The organism is Kitasatospora sp. NPDC022785 (assembly GCF_055561295.1).
This window is the reverse complement of sequence record NZ_JBVHHB010000004.1, coordinates 280953-300661: the sequence shown is the minus strand read 5'-3', so window position 1 is coordinate 300661 and position 19709 is coordinate 280953. Positions and strand designations below refer to the sequence as shown.

The following is a 19709-nucleotide window of genomic DNA, read 5'->3' as shown; positions in this document are numbered from 1 at the left end:
CAGCTACCAGGCGGGCCACCCGGCCGCGTCGGGCCCCGACGCGGTGCTCGCCGGGCTCGACCCCGAGCAGCGGGCCGTCGCCACCGCCCTGCAGGGGCCCGTCTGCGTCCTCGCCGGCGCCGGCACGGGCAAGACGCGCGCCATCACCCACCGGATCGCCTACGGCGTGCGCAGCGGCGTCTACCAGCCCGCCCAGGTCCTCGCCGTCACCTTCACCGCCCGTGCCGCCGGCGAGATGCGCGGCCGGCTGCGCGAACTCGGTGCCGAGGGCGTCCAGGCCCGCACCTTCCACTCCGCCGCCCTGCGCCAGCTCCAGTACTTCTGGCCGCGCGCCGTCGGCGGGCCGGTGCCGCAGCTGGTGGAGCGCAAGGTCCAGCTGGTCGCCGAGTCCGCCGGCCGCTGCGGCCTGCGGGTCCAGCGCACCGAGCTGCGCGACCTCACCGCCGAGATCGAGTGGGCCAAGGTCACCCAGATCGGCCCCGACGACTACCCCGCCGCGGTCCAGAAGTCCGGCCGCGAGGCCCCGCGGGACCCTGCCGAGACCGCCCAGGTCTACCGCGTCTACGAGGAGACCAAGAGCCGCCGCGGCGTCATCGACTTCGAGGACGTCCTGCTGCTGACCGCCGCCATCCTGGAGGACCGGCCGGACATCGCCGACCAGGTCCGCGCCCAGTACCGGCACTTCACCGTCGACGAGTACCAGGACGTCTCGCCGCTCCAGCAGCGGCTGCTCGACCGGTGGACCGGCCCCGGCGGCGGCGCCAGCCTCTGCGTGGTCGGCGACGCCAGCCAGACGATCTACTCGTTCACCGGCGCCACCCCCGACTACCTGCTGAACTTCCGCAGCCGCCACCCCGAGGCGACGGTCGTCAAGCTGGTCCGCGACTACCGCTCCACCCCGCAGGTCGTCCACCTCGCCAACGGGCTGCTCGCCCAGGCCCGCGGCGAGGCCGCCCGGCACCGGCTCGAGCTGATCTCCCAGCGCGAGGCCGGTCCCGAGCCGGTCTACGCCGAGTACGAGGACGAGCCGACCGAGGCCGAGACCACCGCCCGCCGGATCCAGGAGCTGCTCGCGGCCGGCGTGCGGGCCAGCGAGGTCGCCGTGCTGTTCCGCACCAATGGCCAGTCCGAGGTCTACGAGCAGGCGCTCGCCGACGTCGGCGTCTCCTACCAGCTCAAGGGCGCCGAGCGGTTCTTCGAGCGGCCCGAGGTGCGCGATGCCGGGGTGCTGCTGCGGGGCGCCGCCCGGGCCGGCTCCGACCCGCTCACCGACGGCGCGCCCGGCCTCGCCGCGCAGGTCCGCGCGGTGCTCGCCACCCGGGGCTTCACCCCCGAGCCGCCGGCCGGCTCCGGCGCGGTGCGCGAGCGCTGGGAGTCGCTGGCCGCGCTGGTCCGGCTCGCCGAGGAGTTCGAGCGCACCCGGACCGCGGCCGGGGAGAGCGCCGACCTCGCCGCGTACGTCGCCGAGCTGGACGCCCGCGCCGCCGCCCAGCACGCCCCCGCCGTCGAGGGCGTCACGCTGGCCTCGCTGCACGCCGCCAAGGGCCTGGAGTGGGACGCCGTCTTCCTGGTCGGCCTCACCGAGGGCACCATGCCGATCATCTACGCCAAGACCGACGAGCAGGTCGAGGAGGAGCGCCGGCTGCTGTACGTCGGCGTCACCCGCGCCCGCAAGCACCTCTCGCTCTCCTGGGCGCTCTCCCGCTCCCCGGGCGGCCGGGCCAGCCGCAAGCCCACCCGCTTCCTGGACGGCCTGCGGCCGGGCTCCGGCGCGCCGGGGGCACGCGGCGGGAGCCGGGGCGGGCGCGGCGGCGTCGAGCCGGGCGAGCGCTCCGCCGGGCGACGGGCCCGCGGGCCGGTCAAGTGCCGCGTCTGCGAGCGGGTGCTCACCGAGGCGGTCGAGCGCAAGCTGCGGCGCTGCGAGAGCTGCCCTTCCTCGATGGACGAGGCGCTGTACGAGCGGCTGCGCGAGTGGCGGGCCGGGCAGGCGAAGAAGCAGGGCGCGCCGGCCTACGTCGTCTTCACCGACGCGACGCTCATGGCGATCGCCGAGGACGTCCCCTCGACCCGGCAGGAGCTGGCGGTGATCTCGGGGGTCGGCGCCATGAAGCTGGACAAGTACGGGGCCGCCGTGCTGTCGTTGTGTGCGGGGGAGGAGCCCGAGGAGGATCCGGTCGACGTCGAGGACGGCGATCCGGGCGAACCGGCCTGAGCCGGTCCGGGGCGTTGGGAGCAGGCGCTTCGAGGCGCTTCGGAACTCGTCGGGGAACTCGCCGGAAAAATAGTTTGCGCGCTGTACCGGGAGCGCAATAGCCTGCCGGAGCGGTCAAGGGGACGCGATCGCACGGGGTGACGCCTGTGCCGTGTTCTCCTGCGCCCAACAGCGTGCACCGCACCATTCAGCTTCATCTGCACCACGCTTCACCTGCACCACCGAGACAGACATCCGAACAGTTCGGAGCCCGGGAGACCAGGCTCCGCGAGACGCCGAGAGGAGGCGAAGACAGTGGAAACCATCATGATCACCAAACTGACTGGCCAGACCGTCGTCGCTGCCTCCCTGCGTGCCGCCCGCCTGCGGGCTCTCGCCGAACTGGGCGGAACCGGTCTGGGTCTCGACGCCACCGGTGTCTCCGTCGTCCCCGCTTCCCTCGGCTCCGCTGTCAGTGGTCTTGGACACACTGATCTCTGCAGCACGGGCCTCAGGGGCGGTATCGACGGCACCTCTGTCGAGACCGGTCTGTCCCGTGACTGGGCGTCGGTCGGCACGTCGCGCTCCCTGCGTGATGAGCGACCGACCCAGGCACCGAAGGCGGCCGTAGCCGCCGCCATTCATGGCGGCTATGCGCAGGTCATCGGTGCCGGAAACGCCCAGAAGCAGAACGAGCAGCAGATCAACAAGCAGGCCATGGCCGCCTTTACCGGCGCCACGGCCATCCGGATGCGGGCCTTCCGCGGGCCTGAACCCTGGAGAGAACGAACCTGAGTCAGCCTCAGGTCGGCACCTCCAGGGCCGCGGAACCCGTCACACCGGGATCCGCGGCCCTTCTGTTTTGTCCGGTACGCAAGACCACCCAGGCCCCCCGGGGCCTCCGGCCCAGCCCCACCAGTCAGCTGAGCCGGACCCACTGAGAAGACGAGGAAGACGCCCACAGTGTCCACGGTCATCACGCCGCCCATCCCGTCCGTACCGCCGACAGACCAGACCACCAAGGCCGACCAGGCCGACCCCCCGGAGGTATCCCTGATGCAGCTCACCTCGATCGACCAGGCCGAGGCGCTCGGTCTTCCCATCCCGTGCCGCGCCTTCGACCCGGAGGTCTTCTTCGCCGAGACGCCCGCCGACGTCGAGTACGCGAAGTCCCTCTGCGGCACCTGCCCGGTCAAGGAGGCCTGCCTGGCCGGCGCGCTGGAGCGGCGCGAGCCGTGGGGCGTCTGGGGTGGCGAGCTCTTCGTCCAGGGCGTCGTCGTGGCCCGCAAGCGGCCGCGGGGCCGTCCGCGCAAGACCGAGGTCGCGGCGTGAACCCCGCGCTCGGAGCCAAGGCCGTCCGCCGGGGAGAGCAGCCCCCGCTGGACAGCGTCCTTCGCCGCTCCGTGCGAACCGCCGCCGCCAAGGCTGACGCAGCCCGCACCGTCCACTTCCCCACGTCGCACCACGAGCAGGACCACCACATGACCGCCGCCGCCATCGACCCGACCGTCCGCGCCGAGCAGACCAACGAACTTCAGATCCAGAACAGGACCCTCGAAATGCAACTTCTCCACGAATCCCTGGCCCGGGCGCATATGCAAGAGCGCCTCCAGGAGGCCGAGCACGAACGGCTCGTCTCCCGGGTCGCCAAGGCCCAGCGGCTCAGGCAGAAGGCCGAGCGGGCCTCGCTGCGGGCCCGCAAGGCCATCGCCGTCGCGCTGATGTAGGCGCCGGCGCAGTACCGCTTCACCCCCGTCGTGCCGCAGGCCGCCCCCCATCCGGGGAGCGGCCTGCGGCCGTTGGGGCCCGGCTCAGCCCTTCTTCGCCGGCTCGCTCTTCCTGGTCGTGCCGCGCTTCCTCGGCGACGCGGGCTGCGCCTGCCCGGCGGGCTGCTCCGCGAACTCAGGGAGCCAGCGCAGCATCTCCGCCCGGAAGGGTGCGTTGGCGCCGAGCTGGCAGAGCACCCCGATGGTGCTCAGGGTGACCCGGTGGATCAGCAGGTACGCCGGGGGCAGGTTGAGCTGCTTGCCCAGGTTGTAGGCGGGCGAGCGCGGATCGGCGATCCGGGCCGCCTGGGCCCGCATCCACGTCCGGGTGAAGTGGAAGGTGTCCACCGCGGCCGGCTCGATGATCGGCACCAGGTAGTCCAGCACCGCGTCCGGGTCCAGCTCGATCGAGGGCTTGACGAAGCCCTCCTCGCGCAGCATCTCCAGCACGCCCGCCGCGTCACCGGCCAGCGCCATCCGCAGTGAGGCCCCGATCGGCGCGGGCAGCCCGCCCGGCAGCCGGTCGACGGTGCCGAAGTCCAGCACGCCGAGCCGCCAGCCGGACGCCGGTCCGTCGTCCTTCAGCAGGCGGAAGTTGCCCGGGTGCGGGTCGGCGTGGAGCAGGCCGGTCCGCGACGGGCCCGCGAAGAGGAAGCGGGCCAGCAGCTGCCCGGCCCGGTCGCGCTCCTCCTGGGTGCCGTCCGCGATCACCTCGGCCAGCGGGGTGCCGTCCATCCACTCCGTGACCAGCACCTGGTCGGCCTGCGCCACCACTCCGGGCACCGCGATGTCCGGATCGCCCGCGAACTCCTCGGCGTGCCGGCGCTGGGCCTGCGCCTCCAGCTCGTAGTCCAGCTCCTCCGAGACGCGCTCGCGCAGCTCGATGATCAGCGGCTTGATGTCCAGACCCGGGATGAGCGGGCCGAGCAGCCAGGCCACCCGGCTCAGCTGGGAGAGGTCCGCCAGCAGCGCGTCGCCCGCGCCCGGGTACTGGACCTTGACCGCCACCTCGCGGCCGTCGTGCCAGATCGCCCGGTGCACCTGGCCGATCGACGCGGCGGCGGCCGGCCGGTCGTCGAACTCCCTGAACAGCTCGCGCCAGTTCTCGCCCAGCCGCTGGGTGAGCGCCGTGTGCACCTTGGCCGCGGGCATCGGGGGAGCGGCGTCCTGCAGCTTGGTCAGCGCGGCCCGGTACGGCCCGGCGACCTCCTCCGGCAGCGCGGCCTCGAAGACGGACAGCACCTGCCCGAACTTCATCGCCCCGCCCTTGAGCTCGCCCAGGACCTTGAACAGCTGGTCCGCGGTGGCCTGCTGGAGCTCGGCCGTCACCACGTCCGCCGAGCGCCCCCCGATCCGCCTGCCCAGCCCGAGCGTGGCCCGGCCGGCGATCCCCAGCGGCAGGGCGGCGAGTCGTGCCGTGCGGGTCACTGCCTTGCGCGGAAGATCGCTCACCCGGGTCTCCAATTCACACGCCGTCGGCACCCCGCCGTCGGGGGCCGACCGTCACTACGCCATTGTGCCCGTTCGTCACGCCGGTCCCGGCCGCATTTCCTGACCCGTTCGGCGCGGCCCGCCGGCCCGGGCGGCCCGGCGTCGGTGCCCGTCATCGGCCGGGGCCGGCCTCCTCCCGGCCGAGCCCGGTCGGGGCCGCGTCCCACACCGCCGTGAGCGCCCCGCCGTCGAAGGCGTCGCCGACGGCCCCGGTGGCAGCCCGGTTCACCCCGTCCCGGGTGGCCGGCGCAGCCCCGACCAGGCCGTTGCCGCGGGCGGTCCGCCCAATGCGCCGCCATGTGATCCAGGTCACCAGAAAGAAGTCCTGCGGGAGCGATGATTTCCGGGCGGCGCGGCGGTCTTCATTGCCGTAAGTCCGAAGCGAGAGAGAAGCGAGCCCCCCATGCGCATCGTGATCAGCGAGTTCATCAGCCTCGACGGCGTCGTGCAGGCGCCCGGCGGCCCGCAGGAGGACACCGACGGCGGCTTCGCCCACGGCGGTTGGACCCACCAGTTCTTCGACCCGGAGGTGATGGGCGGTGCCATCGGCGAGGCGATGGCCGGCACCGAGGCCCTGCTGTTCGGCCGCCGCACCTGGCAGACCATGGCCGGCGCCTGGCCCGAGCGGGCCGGCGACCCGTTCGCCGACCAGATGAACGCCATCCGCAAGTACGTGGTGACCGGAACGCTCGCCGACTCCGAGCTGAGCTGGAGCAACACCACCCGCATCGCCGGCGACGAGGCCGTCGAGCGGATCCGCGAGCTGCGTGCGACCGCCGGCGGTGACCTGTCGGTCATGGGCAGCCCCACCCTCGTGCGCACCCTGCTGAGCGAGGGCCTGTTCGACGAGCTGCGCCTCATGATCATGCCGGTCGTCCTCGGCGGCGGAAAGACGATCTTCCCGGCCGACGGCACGCTCCGCACCCTCGAACTGGTCTCCACCATCACCAGCAAGACCGGCGTCAACATCTGCACCTACCGGCCGGTGGCGAACTCCTAGGTTCTGGCCGGGGGCCGGGGGCCGGGGGCCGTGCCCCCGGCGTGCCGGTGTCGCCCGCACGGTTGACCGGGCAACACCAAGGGGCGCCCGCCCGCCGGTTGAGCGGTCGGGCCGCTCCTCCCCGTCGGGGCCCTCAGCCCTGACGGGCGAGCGGGGCCGGGCGGCCGGTGGTCGTGATCTCCGACGCCGTGTCGATCACTTCGTCCAGGACGTCGCGGGAGCGCACCAGATCGGTGATCATGCGGTTGATGCGGTCGCGCTCCGCGGTGAGCTCGTCGACCAGCTCCGGAGTGGCGATCTCGTTCGGCCGGCCGTCCGCATCCCTCATGCAGGGCAGCAGTTGGGCGATCTTCCTGCTGTTCAGGCCTGCGGCGTAGAGCGTCTGGATGCGTACGACGCGGTCGACCGCCCAGTCGCCGTAGTCCCGGTGGCCACCGGGGGTGCGCTCCGCACGCAGCAGTCCCTGCGTCTCGTAGTAGCGCAGGGAACGCTCGCTCACCCCGCTGCGCCGAGCCAGCTCACCGATCCGCATTCCTCGCCCCCGTATGACGACTTGAATCTGACGCTGATGTCAACTTCTACCATGCCGGCATGACGAGCACACCGGCTATGAAGGAGAAGGCGATGAGCGACCTGACCGGCAAGGTGGCATTGGTGACCGGGGGCAGCCGCGGGATCGGTGCGGCGATAGCAAAGCGGCTGGCCGAGGAGGGGGCGGCGGTCGCGCTGACCTACGTCCGGGCGGCGGACCAGGCGCGCGAGGTCGCCGGGCGGATCGAGGCCGGCGGGGGGAGGGCCGCGGTCGTCCAGGCCGACCTGGCCCATCCTGACGCCGCGGCGCAGGCGGTGGAGCAGACGGTACGGGAGCTGGGCCGCATCGACATCCTGGTGAACAACGCGGGCTTCCTCACCTACGGCCCGCTCGCCGAGGTGTCCGCCGCGGAACTGGACCGGGTGCTCGCCGTGGACGTCCGGTCCGTGTTCCTGGCGGCCCAGGCCGCCGCCCGGCACATGGGCGACGGCGGGCGGATCATCAGCATCGGCTCGTGCTTCAACGGGCGTGTCCCCGGCTCGAACTTCGTCCTGCAGGCGATGGCCAAATCCGCGCTCGTCGGGCTGACCAGGGGACTTGCCCGGGAGTTGGGGCCGCTCGGGATCACCGCCACCATCGTGGACCCGGGCCCGATCGACACCGACATGAACCCGGCCGACGGCGAGAGCGCCGGCTTCCAGCGCTCCCTCACCGCCCTGGGGCGGTACGGCGAGGCCGAGGACGTCGCCGCCGCGGTGGCCTACCTGGCGGGGCGCGGCGGCCGCTACGTCACCGGCACCGCCCTCGCGGTGGACGGCGGGTACACCACCTGACGGCAAGGCCCCCAACCGATCCACGCGGTCGGCCGGCTGGCTCCGCCTCACCCGGGTGGCAGCGGCTGCCAGAGGCAGCCGCAGTCGGGGTGCCCCTTCAGCCGCAGACGGCGGCTCATCCCGTCCGCGGCCGAGACCTCGCACCAGCCGTCCACACTCGGGGGCCGGATGCCGTCGAGGTGGAGCTGGACGTGGAGGGCGGCGAGGCCGGCGACGGTGGTGGCGAGGGCGGTGTCGCCGGCCGGGGTGCGGGCCCGGCCGGGGCCGTCGTCCGCGAGCTGGGCGAGCACCCGGGGCCAGGCGGCGTCCTCGTCCTCCCGCGCCAGCACCAGGCAGTGGCCGCAGGCCGAGGCGCCGGGGAGCACCAGCGGGCCGACCACACCGATCTCCTCCACCACCCCGACGTACAGGTGCGGGATCCCGGAGCGCAGCAGCTCCTTGGCCGCGTACGTGCCGCCGGCGAAGGCGCCGCTGCCGTCCCGGGGTGCCAGCACCACGAGGTCGGGCGGCCGCTGCTCCCGGCAGCGGCGCGCGTTCGGCACGAGCCGACGGCCGGAGGCCCGGTGGACGGCCTCACCGGCGGCGGTGGTTCGCAGCCGCCCTACGTCGGAGGGCGGGAGCCCGGCGGGGGAGCAGTCGCCGGGGCTGACCCGGCCGCTGTCCGTGACCCTGACCGTGCCCGTGCCGCCCGCCGCGAGGACGGCGGCGATCGCGGCCCCGACCCGGCCGGCGCCGCGGACCTCGATCCGCCGGTCGGCCCGCCGGGCGAGGACGGCGGGCCCGGCGCCGGGCCCGGAGTGGACCAGGGAGAGCGAGGCGAGGTCGGGCCCGAGCAACTCGCGCAGTGGCTGGGGGAAGCGGGCCAGTGCGGCGCCGGTGGCGTCGGCGTCGTCGAGCAGCCCGGTCCGCTCCAGCGTGTCGAGCAGCGTCTCGGCGGGCTCGCGCCCGAGGCCGACCCGTTCGCCGGCCTCCAGCAGCGAGGGCCGGTCGTGCGTCCCGTCGAGCAGCCCGAGGAAGTCGCAGAGGGTCTTGTCGGCGTGTTCGAGCACCCCGGCGAAGCGCTGGACGGTACCGAACTGCAAGGTCTCGGAGTCCCGCCAGCTGCGGGAGAGGGCGGGCTTCAGCAGAAGGCGCACGGCAGTTTCCCTTCCGATCGTTTCCGGACGGCCGACGGCAGCATGCCCGATCGGCCGGACATCGTGCGGTGCGTTGTCCACAGGCGCAGCCCCATGATCGGATGATCTGTTCGCACCCCCTGTGGATAACTTTCCGTCCGGGCCGGGGTCGGATTCCGGACACCTTCTGTCGGCCTTTCGTTCCCGATCACTCCACGAAAGATTTCGGCCATGGCAGCGGACTTCTGTCAGTGCTACCGGGTAACGTCGTGTGCCATGGCAGCCGAACGGGACTCCCATCCCCCGGCGTCGCGTCGGCGTGCCCGTGCAGCGTCCGGGTCGCAGGTGGCGGCGCCGAGCACGCGCGGGCGCCCGGACCAGCGGCCGACGTCCTCGGAACCACCGCAGCCCCCTCCGCGGGTGGAGGGGGCTGCGGAGAGCCGTGGCGAGAAGCCGCACCTCGACCGCTCGCGGGTCGAGGTCCGCCGCAGCGCCCGCCGCAGCCGGACGGTCTCCGCGTACCGCGAGGGCGACCGCACCATCGTGCTGATCCCGGCCCGGATGTCGCATGCGGAGGAGCAGCGCTGGGTGGCCCAGATGCTGGAGAAGCTGGCCGCCCAGGAGAGCCGGCGGGTGCTGGGCGACGACGCGCTGGCGGCGCGGGCGCGCGAGCTGTCCGCCGCCTATCTCGGCAGCCGGGCCAAGCCCGTCCAGGTCCGCTGGGTCACCAACCAGAACTCGCGCTGGGGCTCCTGCACCCCCAGCGAGCGGACCATCCGGCTCTCGCACCGCCTCCAGGGCATGCCCGAGTACGTCGTCGACTACGTGCTGCTGCACGAGCTGGCCCATCTGCTGGTGCCGGACCACGGCCCGTCGTTCTGGGCGCTGCTGGAGGCCTATCCGCGGACGGAGCGGGCCCGCGGCTACCTGGAGGGCGTGGTCTCGGCGGCCCGGCTGCCGCACATCCCCGGGGCCCGGCACGCGGGCGGCCCGCCGGAGCCCGACCCGGCCGGCTCCTGCGGCTGAACGCCCACAGCAACGAGAAGGGGGCGCGGACCTGACGGTCCGCGCCCCCTCGTCATGCCTTCACACCAAGCTCAGGCGGTCAGCTTCCGCGCCCGCGCGACCAGGTCGCGCACCGAGTGATCGGTCAGCTCGGGCAGGCGGTCGTAGTCGAACCAGCGCAGGTCCAGCGACTCCTCGCTGATCAGCTCCTGTGCTCCCGGCGGGGCCACCGCGATGTACTGGACGTCCAGGTGGGTGTTCTCCGGGCGGTCCTTGCCGGTGCAGCGGACCTGGTGCCGGTCGAGCTTGGCCGGCGCCGGCAGACCGTCGACGGTCAGCAGGGCGAGGTCCGGGATGCCGGACTCCTCGGTGGCCTCGCGCAGCGCGGCGGCGGCGAGGTCCCGGTCGCCGGGCTCGCAGTGGCCGCCCATCTGCAGCCACATGCCGACCTTGGGGTGCAGGGTCAGCAGCACCCGCCCGGCGGCCGGGTCGACCACGGCCGCGCTGGCGGTGATGTGGGCGGGCAGGCAGGACCGGAACAGGCCTTCGGGCTGTTCGGCCAGGTGGTTCAGGTAGTCGCGGCGCAACTGCTCCTGGTCCGCGTCGCCGGGGTGCCAGTGGCTCAGGGTGCGGACGGCGTCCGCGTGCAGGGCGGACGCGCCCGTCTCGGTGAGCGTCATGCGGTGGGCTCGCCCTTCCCGTTCTCGTCGTCGTTCTTCTGCTCCGGGCCGGGCTTCTGCTCCGGGCCGGGCTTCGCGAGGTCCGGCTTCGAGCCGCCGGCGCCACCTGCGGCCCCGCCCGCGGCCGCCTCGCCGAGCAGCTTGTCGATCGCGTCGAAGTCGATGCCGCCCTCCAGGCCGCCGGCCGTGTCCCGGTGCACGAAGGCGTCCGGGTCGTCCAGGTCGGCGGCGGTGGGGAGCATGTCGGGGTGCTGCCAGAGGTCGTCGCGGCCCTCGACGCCGCGGGCGTCGGCGAGCAGCGCCCAGAGCCGGGCCGCGTCGCGCAGCCGGCGCGGGCGCAGCTCCAGGCCGACCAGGGTGGCGAAGGTCTGCTCGGCGGGCCCGCCGGCCGCGCGGCGGCGGCGGACGGTCTCGCGCAGCGCGCCGGCCTGCGGCAGGTGCGGCTCGGCGGCGGTGTGCACGACGGCGTCGACCCAGCCCTCGACCAGCGCGAGCGCCGTCTCCAGGCGGGCGAGCGCGGCCTTCTGCTCGGGGGTGTCCTCGGGCTGGAGCAGGCCGCCGGCCAGCGCCTCCTGGAGCGCCTCGGGGTTGCTCGGGTCGAGCTGGCCGGCCAGCTCCTCCATCCGGGAGGTGTCGACCTTGATGCCGCGCGCATAGGCCTCGACGGCGCCGAACAGGTGGGCGCGCAGCCACGGCACGTGGGCGAAGAGGCGCTGGTGGGCGGCCTCGCGCAGGGCCAGGTAGAGCCGGACCTCGTCGGCGGGCACGTTCAGGCCCTCGCCGAACTCGGCGATGTTCTGGGGCAGCAGCGCGGCCTTGCCGGCCGGGGCGAGCGGCAGGCCGATGTCGGTGGAGCCGACCACCTCGGCGGCGAGCGCGCCGAGCGCCTGGCCGATCTGGGTGCCGAACATGGCGCCGCCCATCGAGCGCATCATGCCCATCAGCGGGCCGGCCATGGACTGCATCTCCTCGGGCAGCACGCCGCCCATGGCGTTGCCGACCCGCTCGGCGACCGGGTCGACCAGGTCCTTCCAGACCGGGAGGGTGGCCTCGATCCACTCGGCCCGGCTCCAGGCGACGGCGGTGCCGGCGCCGGAGGGGAACTCGGTGGCGCCGTCCAGCCAGAGGTCGGCGAGCCGGACGGCCTCGGCGACGGCCGAGCGCTCGGCGGCGCCGACCGACCGGTCCTTGGACTTGCCCTCGGCGGGTTCGGCGACGACGGTCTGGCGGGCGATGTCCTTGGCGAGGTCCCAGTTCACCGGGCCGCCCTCGAAGGAGAGCATCTGCCCGAGCTGCTGGAAGGCGGCGCCGAGGTCGTTGGGGTTGAGCCCGCCGAACATCGCGGCGAACGGGTTGTCGGCACCACCGGGCGCGCCGGGGACACCGGGGACACCGGGCATTCCCATGCCGAACAGCGCGCCGAACGGGTTTCCGGCGAAGCCGAAGGACTGCGGGCCGCCCTGCTCCCCGCCCTGGTCCTTCTTCGCCGGCTCCTCGCCGGGCTTGCCCTTGGCGTCCTCGGGCTTGGCCTTGCCGTCCTCGGGCTCCTCTGGCGGAACGCCGAATCCGAAGGGAAGGTCGCTCACGGGGTCCTCGATCCGGTCGGCCGTCATGCGGGTGGTGGCGGGAAAGTCTGCACGCCCGGGGCGGTCGGCGGAGTGCGGGACTCCCGGCCGGTGGGCGGCTCCCGCGAGGCTGGTCCGCGCCGGGTGCACCGCCGGGCCTTCGCCTCGGGCAGGATGGACGTACGTGACACACGTACGTACGCACATAAGCTAACCGTGGAGGATGGCCGGTGAGTTCCCCGCCTTCGGACGTTCGCTCTGGGCTGACCGGAGGAGAGGACGCCCCGGACATCACGGCGTCGCCGCCTCCAGCCTACGGCGGCAAGCCGCTGACCGTGGCAGTGACGGGCGCCGCCGGCGTCCTGGGTGAGCGGGTCGCGGCCCGCCTGGTGGCCTCGCCGGGGGTGAAGAAGGTCCTCGCGCTCGACGACCGCCGGGGCGAGGTTCCGGGCGTGCAGTGGCGCGTCCTGGATGTCCGCGACCCGGCGGTGGCCGAGCGGCTCGCCGGGGTGGACGTGGTCGTCCACCTGGCGATGGACCTCGGCATGGAGTCCGACCCGCGCGCCCGCAGCGCCTACAACGTGCGCGGCGCGCAGACCGTGCTGACCGCGGCCGCGGCGGCCGGCGTGCACCGGGTGGTGCTCTGCACCTCGGCGATGGTCTACGGCGCGCTGGCCGACAACGAGGTGCCGCTGGCCGAGGACTCGGAGCTGCGGGCCACCGAGGAGGCCTCGCTGGTCGGGGACCTGCTGGAGATCGAGCGCCTGGCCCGGCGGGCCCCGCGCGCCCACCCGGGACTCCAGGTGACGGTTCTGCGTCCTGCCGTGGTGGTCGGGCCGGGCGTCGACACCGTACTGACCCGGCACTTCGAGGCGCCGCGGCTGCTGGTGGTGGCCGGCTCCCGGCCGTGCTGGCAGTTCTGCCACGTGGACGACCTGGCGGCGGCGCTGGAGTACGCGACGCTGGGCCTGGTCGAGGGCGAGGTGACGGTCGGCTGCGACGGCTGGCTGGAGCAGGAGGACGTGGAGCGGCTGTCGGGAATCCGGCGGATGGAGCTGCCGGCCTCGCTTGCGCTGGGCACCGCGGCCCGGCTTCACCGCCTCGGCCTGACCCCGGCCCCGGCGGGGGACCTCGCGTACACCATGTACCCGTGGGTGGTCTCCGGCAGCCGGCTGCACGAGGCGGGCTGGCGGCCGGCCTACACCAACGAGCAGGTGCTGGCCGAGCTGCTGGCGCAGGTCTCCGGCAAGCACGCGGTGGCCGGGCGGCGGCTGGGCGGCAAGGAGGCCGCCACCAGCCTGGGCGCGGCCGGGGCGACCGTGGCGCTGGTCGGTACGGCGGCGCTGGTCCGCCGGGCGCGCAAGCGGCGCCGCTTCTGAGAGCGCCGGGGCGGCGGGAATCCCGGGAGCCTGGCGTCCGGGCCTGCCCGCACGCCTCTGGCCACTGGAGCCATGGGCTGACCAACGCCGCTTTCTCACGATGCGAAATTTCGCAATCGTGATACGGAAGCCCCTTGCCCGAAACCACTCGGGATGGGGAATCATGGGGTCATGTCCGAGAACCACGACCCCATCCGCCTGCTTGCCATCCGCGACACCCCGCTCTCGCTCGACGAGGTGTACGAGGCGGTCGGCGACGACGCGGCCGGCGGTACGACCGTCTTCGTCGGGACGGTCCGTGACCACGACGGCGGCAAGTCGGTCGCCGCGCTGGAGTACAGCTGCCACCCCACGGCCGAGGCGGAGATGCGCCGGATCGCCGAGAAGATCGTCGCGGACTTCCCGGTCCGGGCGCTCGCCGCGGTCCACCGGATCGGCCGGCTGGAGATCACCGACAAGGCCGTCATCGTGGCCGTCTCCTGTGCCCACCGCGGTGAGGCGTTCACCGCCGCCCGCCGGCTGATCGACGACCTCAAGCACGAGGTGCCGATCTGGAAGCACCAGGTCTTCGCCGACGGCGAGGAGGAGTGGGTCGGCGCGGGCAACTGCTGACCTGCTACAAACACTGCTGACACGCAGGCGCGCCGTGCCCTCACTCGAACGGGTGTGGTCCGGTACGCCGAATACTCCCTGGCAGTGAGCCGATCGGCTGTCCCGTAACCCGGATGGCGCCGCCCGCGTTGTCCGCCGGGGTGGTTAATCTGCTCATAGGCACGACGAGCTGGGAGTACTGACATGGCTGCGCTCGCCTGGTTGATCATTCCGGTTGTCGCCGCCCTGCTCGCCGCGGTGTGGGCGGGCTGGGCCCAGCGGGCCCCGAGGGCCACCGGGGACCCCGCCTCACTCGCCGAGCACCGGCGCTTCATGGCCGCGATGGAACGCAGCACCGCCGGTGCCGGCCAGGGCGAGGGCTCCGGCCGGTAGCCCGGCGGGCGCCGCGTCAGCGGCGTCCCGTACTGTCGATGCATGCCACGCCGCTCTGCGACGATGCTCGCCGCCACCCTGCTGCTCATAGCGCTGCTCTGCGCCTCGGTGCTGATGAAGGTGCCGTACACGGAGATGAGCCCGGGCCCGACGTACAACACGCTCGGCGTGCAGGAGAAGACGGGCACGCCGGTGATCACCATCACCGGCCACGAGTCGTACCCGGTCAGCGGGCACCTCAACATGACGACCGTCCAGGTCACCGGGGCGCGGTACGAGCCGAGCCTGGTCAACGCGGTGGTCGGCTGGCTCCGGGACGACGTCCTGGTGGTGCCGCACGACAACGTCTACCCCCAGGGGCAGAGCGACGCGGAGGCCAAGAAGCAGAACGCCGAGGAGTTCGCGCTCTCCGAGGACCACGCGCGGACGGCGGCGCTCACCCAGCTCGGCATCCCGATCGGCAGCGAGCTGATCGTCCAGTCGGTCACCGCCGGCGCCCCGGCGGAGGGCAGGCTGCACGCCGGCGACCGGATCATCGCGGTCGACGGCACCCCGGTCAGCGACGCGGACGGCGTCGCCAAGGCGGTCACCAAGCACCAGCCGGGCGAGTCGGTGGTCTTCACCGTGGTGCCGATGGTCAAGGACGGCGGCAAGGCCGACCCGGCGGCGGCCCGGACCGACATCACCGTGCCGACCGTGAAGTCCCCGGACACCGGCGGCGCGATGGTCGGCATCCGCCCCGGGATCCGGCACACCTACCCGTTCCAGATCGACATCGGCCTGCAGGACGTCGGCGGGCCGAGCGCCGGGCTGATGTTCTCGCTCGGCATCATCGACAAGCTGACGCCCGAGGACCTCACCGGCGGCAAGTTCGTCGCGGGCACCGGCACCATCGACGACAGCGGCAAGGTCGGCCCGATCGGGGGGATATCGATGAAGCTGATCGCCGCCCGCGACGCCGGCGCCGAGTACTTCTTCACCCCGGCCGCCAACTGTGCGGAGGCGGGCAAGAACACCCCGTCCGGGCTGACCCTGGTCAAGGCCGAGACGCTGGACGGCGCGATGAAGTCGCTGGAGCAGATCCGCTCCGGGCAGACCTCCGCGCTGCCGTCCTGCGCCAAGTAGCGGCCGCCCCGCACCGAGCGGGGGCGGCGCGCAGGAGCGACTAGGAGAAGGTCGCCAGCAGGGCCTCGGTCAGGCCCGGGACCAGGTCGGGGCCGGTCAGCACCTCGCGGGCGACGTCCTTGGACCGCAGCCGCAGCGCGATCTCCCTCTTGCCGTTGCGCAGCACGGCGGCGGTGATCCGCACCTCCTCGCGCTTCGGGTGGTTGGCCACCCACTCGGCGAGCTGGGCGTCGGAGGCGTTGCGCGGGCGGGACTGCTCGGAGCCCGGCGGCAGCATCAGCCGCTCGACCACCAGGGCGCAGCCGGCCACGGCGTCGGGCCAGGCGATGGTGCCGAGGAACTTGTCCAGCTCCATGCCGGCCGGCAGTTCGTCCTGCTCGACCGGGGTGAGACCGGGCTCCTCGCTGTCGCCGAGGCCGAGCTGTTCGGCGATCCGCGGGTCGGCCTTGCGCAGCGCGGTGCTGTCCACCAGGGCGAACAGCCGGGCCGGGAGGTCCCAGCCGAGGGTGGCGGCGTACTCGTCGATCTCCAGGGCGGCCCGGGTCAGCGGGGTCGCGGCCGGGAGCTTGGAGACGTCGTCGGGGGAATTGGTGGCATCGGACATGTCCCAATCCTCACATGCCGGGCCCCCCGGGCGGTGCCACCGGCGGCTCGGGGTGGTGGTGACGCCGTCGCGGCGGCCGCCGCCGGGGACGCCCGCCTAACGCTGTCGTAACCGTCTGCTAACGGCGGGAACTCGGCTAAAGCCTGGTTAAGTTGCACTGACGACCGACCGATTCCAGACGACACAGCTGAGGTGCCCCGTGGTATTCCAGATGCCGGAACGCTCAGGGCCGGGATTCCGGCGCAGGGTAGGCCCGCCCTCCCGGCGCGCGCGGGTGCTCCTGCTGACCCTGGGCGTACTCGCGGTGCTCTTCCTGCTGTTCGTCATGTTCGCCGGATTCTGGACGGACTGGCTCTGGTTCAGGTCGGTCCACTACTCCTCGGTGTTCACCACCCAGCTGTGGACGAAGATCGGCCTGTTCGCCGTCTTCGGCCTGCTGATGGCGGTGATCGTCGGCTTCAACGTCTGGCTGGCGCACCGGCTGCGGCCGCCGCTGTCGGCGATGTCGGTGGAGCAGCAGAGCCTGGACCGCTACCGGTCCGGGCTGGCGCCGTTCAAGCGCTGGGCGCTCATCGGGGTTTCGCTGGTGATCGGCCTGGTGGCGGGCGCCGCGGCGTCCGGCCAGTGGCGCACGTGGCTGCTCTGGACCAACGAGACGTCCTTCGGCGTCAAGGACGCCCAGTTCGGCATGGACGTCTCGTTCTACGCCTTCGAGCTGCCGTTCTACGAGTTCCTGCTGGGCTTCGCGTTCAGTGCGGTGATCGTCTCGCTGCTGGCCTCGGTGCTGGTGCACTACCTGTACGGGGGCCTGCGGCTGCAGGGACCGGGCCGCCGGGCCAGTGCCGGCGCGCAGGGCCACCTGGCGGTGCTGCTCGGCGTGTTCGTGCTGCTGAAGGCGGTCGCGTACTGGCTGGACCGGTACGCGCTGGCGGTGAAGACCGGCTCGTACAAGGGCGTCACCGGCTGGACCGGGCTGCGCTACGTGGACGCCAACGCGTTCCTGCCGGCCAAGACCATCCTGTTCTTCGTCGCGATCATCTGCGCGGTGCTGTTCTTCCTGACCCCGGTCCGCCGCACCTGGGCCCCGGCCCTGATCGGCCTCGGGCTGATGGTGCTCTCGGCGGTGCTGATCGGCGGCGTGTACCCGGCGATCGTGCAGCAGTTCCAGGTCAAGCCGAACGAGCAGGCCAAGGAGACGCCGTACATCCAGAAGAACATCGACGCGACGCGGAAGGCGTACGGGATCGCGGACAGCGAGGTCACCACGTACGAGCCGGGGAACGCGACCAACGCGGACGCGTTGAAGCCGGACGCCCAGACCATCGCGGACATCCGGCTGCTGGACCCGAACGTGGTCGGCCCGACCTTCCAGCAGAACCAGGCGCTGCGGAAGTACTACGCCTTCCCCAAGTCGCTGGACGTCGACCGGTACGGCGCCCAGGACACCGTGCTCGGCGTGCGTGAGCTGGACCTCAACGGCATCCAGCGGAACTGGATCAACGACCACTTCAACTACACCCACGGCTACGGCCTCATCGCCGCCAAGGGCAACCAGGTCGACGCCAACGGCAACCCGGTCTACACCGAGTCCGCGCTGCCGACCAAGGGCGCGTTCGGCCCGTACGAGCAGCGCGTCTACTACGGCGAGAAGACGTCGACGTACTCGATCGTCGGCGGCGGGTACCAGGACATCGACTACACCGCGGAGGACGGCACCCCGGTGCACTTCTCCTACGACGGTGGCAGCGGTGTCTCGCTGGCCAACCCGCTCACCCGGGCCGCGTACGCGGTGAAGTTCGCCGAGCCGCAGATCCTCTACTCGGACGCGATCAAGGGCGGCGCCAAGGTCATCTACGACCGCACCCCCAAGGAGCGGGTGGAGAAGGTCGCCCCCTGGCTGTCGATCGACGCCGACCCCTACCCGGTGGTGCAGGACAACAAGCTGGTCTGGGTGCTGGACGGCTACACCACCTCGGACGGCTACCCCTTCTCGTCCAAGACGACCCTGGGCGACGCCACCAAGGACTCGCTGACCAACCAGCGCGGTGAGCTGCTGACCGCCTCCAACAAGGTCAACTACATCCGCAACTCGGTCAAGGCCACCGTGGACGCGTACACCGGCGAGGTGACGCTCTACCAGTGGGACGAGGGCGACCCGGTGCTGAAGACCTGGATGAAGGCGTTCCCGGACACCGTCAAGGCGAAGGCCGACATCCCGGCCACGCTGATGCCGCACCTGCGGTACCCGCAGGACATGTTCAAGGTGCAGCGCGACCTGCTCGCCGAGTACCACATGACCGACGCCGGCGGCTTCTTCAACGGCACCGACATCTGGCAGGTGCCGGCGGACCCGACCACCAACACCAACGAGGTCCAGCCGCCGTACTACCTGACGGTCCGGATGCCCGCGGCGCAGGCGGCGACCTTCTCGCTCACCACCAGCTTCGCGCCGAGCGGGCGGGACAACCTGGCCGCCTTCATGTCCGTCAGCGCCGACCCCGGCCCGGACTACGGGAAGATCCGGATCGCCAAGATGCCGACCGGCTCCGGCGCGCTCGGGCCGAAGCAGGTCCAGGCGAAGTTCAACTCGGATCCGACCGTCGCCAACCAGCTCACGCTGCTGAAGACCGGCACCGACTCCGACGTCGAGTACGGCAACCTGCTGACCCTGCCGGTCGGCGGCGGCCTGCTCAACGTCGAGCCCGTGTACCTGATCGGCCGCAGCGCCAAGGTGCCGGTGCTGAAGAAGGTGCTGGCGACGTACGGGAACGAGAACGCCGTCGTGGCCGTGGAGGACAACCTGGAGAAGGCGCTGGCCAAGGTCCTCGGCGGCGCGGTGACGGGTGCGCCGGTCACGCCCACCGCCCCCGGCACCACGCCGACCAATCCGACGACGCCCACCACGCCGACCACGCCGACCAATCCGACGACGCCGACCACCCCGGCGCCGGGGGCCACCGTCACGCCCGAGTTGCAGAAGGCGATCGCGGACGTGGTGAAGGCGCAGAACGACGTCGACAACGCCCTCAAGGCCGGTGACCTGGTGGCCCTCGGTCAGGCGCAGAAGGCGGCGAGCGACGCGGCCAAGGCGCTGGCCGTGGCCCAGCAGAAGGCCGGACTCTCCCCGGCGGCCACGCCGTCGGCGGCGGCGACCGGCTCGCCGAGTGCCACGCCGACCGCCGGCCCCTGAGCCGCCCGGGCCTGTGAGCTGCGATGGCCGATTTCTGCCCCACCCCGCGACCGTGCTACAGTTCAACTACCGACGCGGGGTGGAGCAGCTCGGTAGCTCGCTGGGCTCATAACCCAGAGGTCGCAGGTTCAAATCCTGTCCCCGCTACTCAGTAGCAGCAGAGGCCCGGAGGATCACCCTCCGGGCCTCTGGCGTTTTCCCCGGGGGTGTGTGGGTCCGCTCCGGTAGTATCGACCGTCGCCAACGACG

At 72.7% G+C, this 19709-nt stretch carries 19 protein-coding genes and 1 tRNA gene; 13 read left to right on the top strand and 7 right to left on the bottom strand.

All coding sequences use genetic code 11. The features are described 5' to 3' along the window. Window positions 1-43 precede the first annotated feature (43 nt). The 4 genes from ACZ3YO_RS09130 (at window position 44) to ACZ3YO_RS09115 (ending at window position 3918) form a co-directional block, all read left to right on the top strand. Window positions 44-2212, top strand: a complete 2169-nt coding sequence (locus ACZ3YO_RS09130; protein ID WP_465567219.1) for an ATP-dependent DNA helicase UvrD2 — start codon at window positions 44-46, stop codon at window positions 2210-2212. Window positions 2213-2506: 294 nt separating this feature from the next. Continuing rightward, window positions 2507-2986 (top strand): hypothetical protein, encoded by a 480-nt coding sequence (locus ACZ3YO_RS09125; protein ID WP_465566818.1) that lies wholly within the window; start codon window positions 2507-2509, stop codon window positions 2984-2986. 168 nt (window positions 2987-3154) lie between these two features. After that, window positions 3155-3523 carry a WhiB family transcriptional regulator gene (locus tag ACZ3YO_RS09120; protein WP_465546237.1) on the top strand — a complete coding sequence of 123 codons (369 nt, stop codon included), beginning with the start codon at window positions 3155-3157 and terminating at the stop codon, window positions 3521-3523. After that, the gene (locus tag ACZ3YO_RS09115) at window positions 3520-3918 is read left to right on the top strand and encodes a hypothetical protein (protein ID WP_396320733.1); all 399 of its coding nucleotides are present in this window, start codon (window positions 3520-3522) and stop codon (window positions 3916-3918) included. The genes ACZ3YO_RS09120 and ACZ3YO_RS09115 overlap by 4 nt, the downstream gene beginning before the upstream one ends. 84 nt (window positions 3919-4002) lie before the next feature. Here the strand turns inward: ACZ3YO_RS09115 and ACZ3YO_RS09110 are convergent, their stop codons facing one another. Next, the gene (locus ACZ3YO_RS09110) at window positions 4003-5409 is read right to left on the bottom strand and encodes an ABC1 kinase family protein (protein WP_465566815.1); all 1407 of its coding nucleotides are present in this window, start codon (window positions 5407-5409) and stop codon (window positions 4003-4005) included. Between the two features lie 151 nt (window positions 5410-5560). Next, the gene (locus ACZ3YO_RS09105) at window positions 5561-5761 is read right to left on the bottom strand and encodes a hypothetical protein (RefSeq protein WP_465566813.1); all 201 of its coding nucleotides are present in this window, start codon (window positions 5759-5761) and stop codon (window positions 5561-5563) included. Between the two features lie 90 nt (window positions 5762-5851). On the opposite strand from ACZ3YO_RS09105, the gene ACZ3YO_RS09100 reads away from it, so the two are divergent. Further along, on the top strand, window positions 5852-6448 hold the full coding sequence (locus tag ACZ3YO_RS09100) for a dihydrofolate reductase family protein (protein WP_465566810.1): 597 nt from the start codon (window positions 5852-5854) through the stop codon (window positions 6446-6448). A 133-nt stretch (window positions 6449-6581) separates the two neighbouring features. On the opposite strand, the gene ACZ3YO_RS09095 is transcribed toward ACZ3YO_RS09100, so the two are convergent. After that, on the bottom strand, window positions 6582-6980 hold the full coding sequence (locus ACZ3YO_RS09095) for a MerR family transcriptional regulator (RefSeq protein WP_465566807.1): 399 nt from the start codon (window positions 6978-6980) through the stop codon (window positions 6582-6584). Window positions 6981-7072: 92 nt separating this feature from the next. Between ACZ3YO_RS09095 and ACZ3YO_RS09090 the strand changes: the two genes are divergently transcribed. Continuing rightward, window positions 7073-7813 (top strand): SDR family NAD(P)-dependent oxidoreductase, encoded by a 741-nt coding sequence (locus tag ACZ3YO_RS09090; RefSeq protein ID WP_465567216.1) that lies wholly within the window; start codon window positions 7073-7075, stop codon window positions 7811-7813. Window positions 7814-7860: 47 nt separating this feature from the next. Here ACZ3YO_RS09090 and ACZ3YO_RS09085 read toward each other — a convergent pair whose 3' ends face one another. Then, window positions 7861-8949, bottom strand: coding sequence for a ThiF family adenylyltransferase (locus ACZ3YO_RS09085; protein ID WP_465566804.1), 1089 nt, complete (start codon window positions 8947-8949; stop codon window positions 7861-7863). A 399-nt stretch (window positions 8950-9348) separates the two neighbouring features. On the opposite strand from ACZ3YO_RS09085, the gene ACZ3YO_RS09080 reads away from it, so the two are divergent. Next, window positions 9349-9954, top strand: coding sequence for a M48 metallopeptidase family protein (locus tag ACZ3YO_RS09080; RefSeq protein ID WP_465566801.1), 606 nt, complete (start codon window positions 9349-9351; stop codon window positions 9952-9954). Window positions 9955-10025: 71 nt separating this feature from the next. Here ACZ3YO_RS09080 and ACZ3YO_RS09075 read toward each other — a convergent pair whose 3' ends face one another. Continuing rightward, complete coding sequence (locus ACZ3YO_RS09075) at window positions 10026-10613, bottom strand: NUDIX hydrolase (protein ID WP_465566798.1); 588 nt, start codon at window positions 10611-10613, stop codon at window positions 10026-10028. Then, entirely contained in the window at window positions 10610-12199 is a 1590-nt protein-coding gene (locus ACZ3YO_RS09070) for a zinc-dependent metalloprotease (protein ID WP_465566795.1), read from the bottom strand. Before ACZ3YO_RS09070 ends, ACZ3YO_RS09075 begins: the two co-directional genes overlap by 4 nt. A gap of 209 nt (window positions 12200-12408) precedes the next feature. Here ACZ3YO_RS09070 and ACZ3YO_RS09065 point away from each other — a divergent pair, with 209 nt between their 5' ends. From ACZ3YO_RS09065 to ACZ3YO_RS09050, 4 genes are all read left to right on the top strand, one after another. Beyond that, window positions 12409-13557 carry an NAD-dependent epimerase/dehydratase family protein gene (locus ACZ3YO_RS09065; protein WP_465566792.1) on the top strand — a complete coding sequence of 383 codons (1149 nt, stop codon included), beginning with the start codon at window positions 12409-12411 and terminating at the stop codon, window positions 13555-13557. A 171-nt stretch (window positions 13558-13728) separates the two neighbouring features. Next, window positions 13729-14169: a molybdenum cofactor biosynthesis protein MoaE gene (locus ACZ3YO_RS09060; RefSeq protein ID WP_241002573.1), complete on the top strand. Its 441-nt coding sequence runs from the start codon at window positions 13729-13731 to the stop codon at window positions 14167-14169. Between the two features lie 183 nt (window positions 14170-14352). Further along, entirely contained in the window at window positions 14353-14541 is a 189-nt protein-coding gene (locus ACZ3YO_RS09055; protein ID WP_465566789.1) for a hypothetical protein, read from the top strand. 42 nt (window positions 14542-14583) lie between these two features. Next, window positions 14584-15666 (top strand): YlbL family protein, encoded by a 1083-nt coding sequence (locus tag ACZ3YO_RS09050; RefSeq protein ID WP_465546259.1) that lies wholly within the window; start codon window positions 14584-14586, stop codon window positions 15664-15666. Window positions 15667-15706: 40 nt separating this feature from the next. On the opposite strand, the gene ACZ3YO_RS09045 is transcribed toward ACZ3YO_RS09050, so the two are convergent. Next, window positions 15707-16270: a PPA1309 family protein gene (locus ACZ3YO_RS09045; RefSeq protein WP_465566786.1), complete on the bottom strand. Its 564-nt coding sequence runs from the start codon at window positions 16268-16270 to the stop codon at window positions 15707-15709. A gap of 211 nt (window positions 16271-16481) precedes the next feature. On the opposite strand from ACZ3YO_RS09045, the gene ACZ3YO_RS09040 reads away from it, so the two are divergent. Continuing rightward, a complete protein-coding gene (locus ACZ3YO_RS09040; RefSeq protein ID WP_465566783.1) occupies window positions 16482-19460 on the top strand; it encodes a UPF0182 family membrane protein in 2979 nt (992 codons plus the stop codon). A 73-nt stretch (window positions 19461-19533) separates the two neighbouring features. Further along, window positions 19534-19607: transfer RNA gene (locus ACZ3YO_RS09035), tRNA-Met, on the top strand. Window positions 19608-19709: the final 102 nt, after the last annotated feature.

What these genes read in the sequence shown, in the direction of transcription:
- ACZ3YO_RS09100 (WP_465566810.1), top strand. Translation starts at nt 5,852, where the DNA reads ATGCGCATCGTGATCAGCGAGTTCATCAGCCTCGACGGCGTCGTGCAG.
- ACZ3YO_RS09045 (WP_465566786.1), bottom strand. Translation starts at nt 16,270, where the DNA reads ATGTCCGATGCCACCAATTCCCCCGACGACGTCTCCAAGCTCCCGGCC.
- ACZ3YO_RS09075 (WP_465566798.1), bottom strand. Translation starts at nt 10,613, where the DNA reads ATGACGCTCACCGAGACGGGCGCGTCCGCCCTGCACGCGGACGCCGTC.
- ACZ3YO_RS09050 (WP_465546259.1), top strand. Translation starts at nt 14,584, where the DNA reads ATGCCACGCCGCTCTGCGACGATGCTCGCCGCCACCCTGCTGCTCATA.
- ACZ3YO_RS09090 (WP_465567216.1), top strand. Translation starts at nt 7,073, where the DNA reads ATGAGCGACCTGACCGGCAAGGTGGCATTGGTGACCGGGGGCAGCCGC.
- ACZ3YO_RS09095 (WP_465566807.1), bottom strand. Translation starts at nt 6,980, where the DNA reads ATGCGGATCGGTGAGCTGGCTCGGCGCAGCGGGGTGAGCGAGCGTTCC.
- ACZ3YO_RS09055 (WP_465566789.1), top strand. Translation starts at nt 14,353, where the DNA reads ATGGCTGCGCTCGCCTGGTTGATCATTCCGGTTGTCGCCGCCCTGCTC.
- ACZ3YO_RS09060 (WP_241002573.1), top strand. Translation starts at nt 13,729, where the DNA reads ATGTCCGAGAACCACGACCCCATCCGCCTGCTTGCCATCCGCGACACC.
- ACZ3YO_RS09040 (WP_465566783.1), top strand. Translation starts at nt 16,482, where the DNA reads ATGCCGGAACGCTCAGGGCCGGGATTCCGGCGCAGGGTAGGCCCGCCC.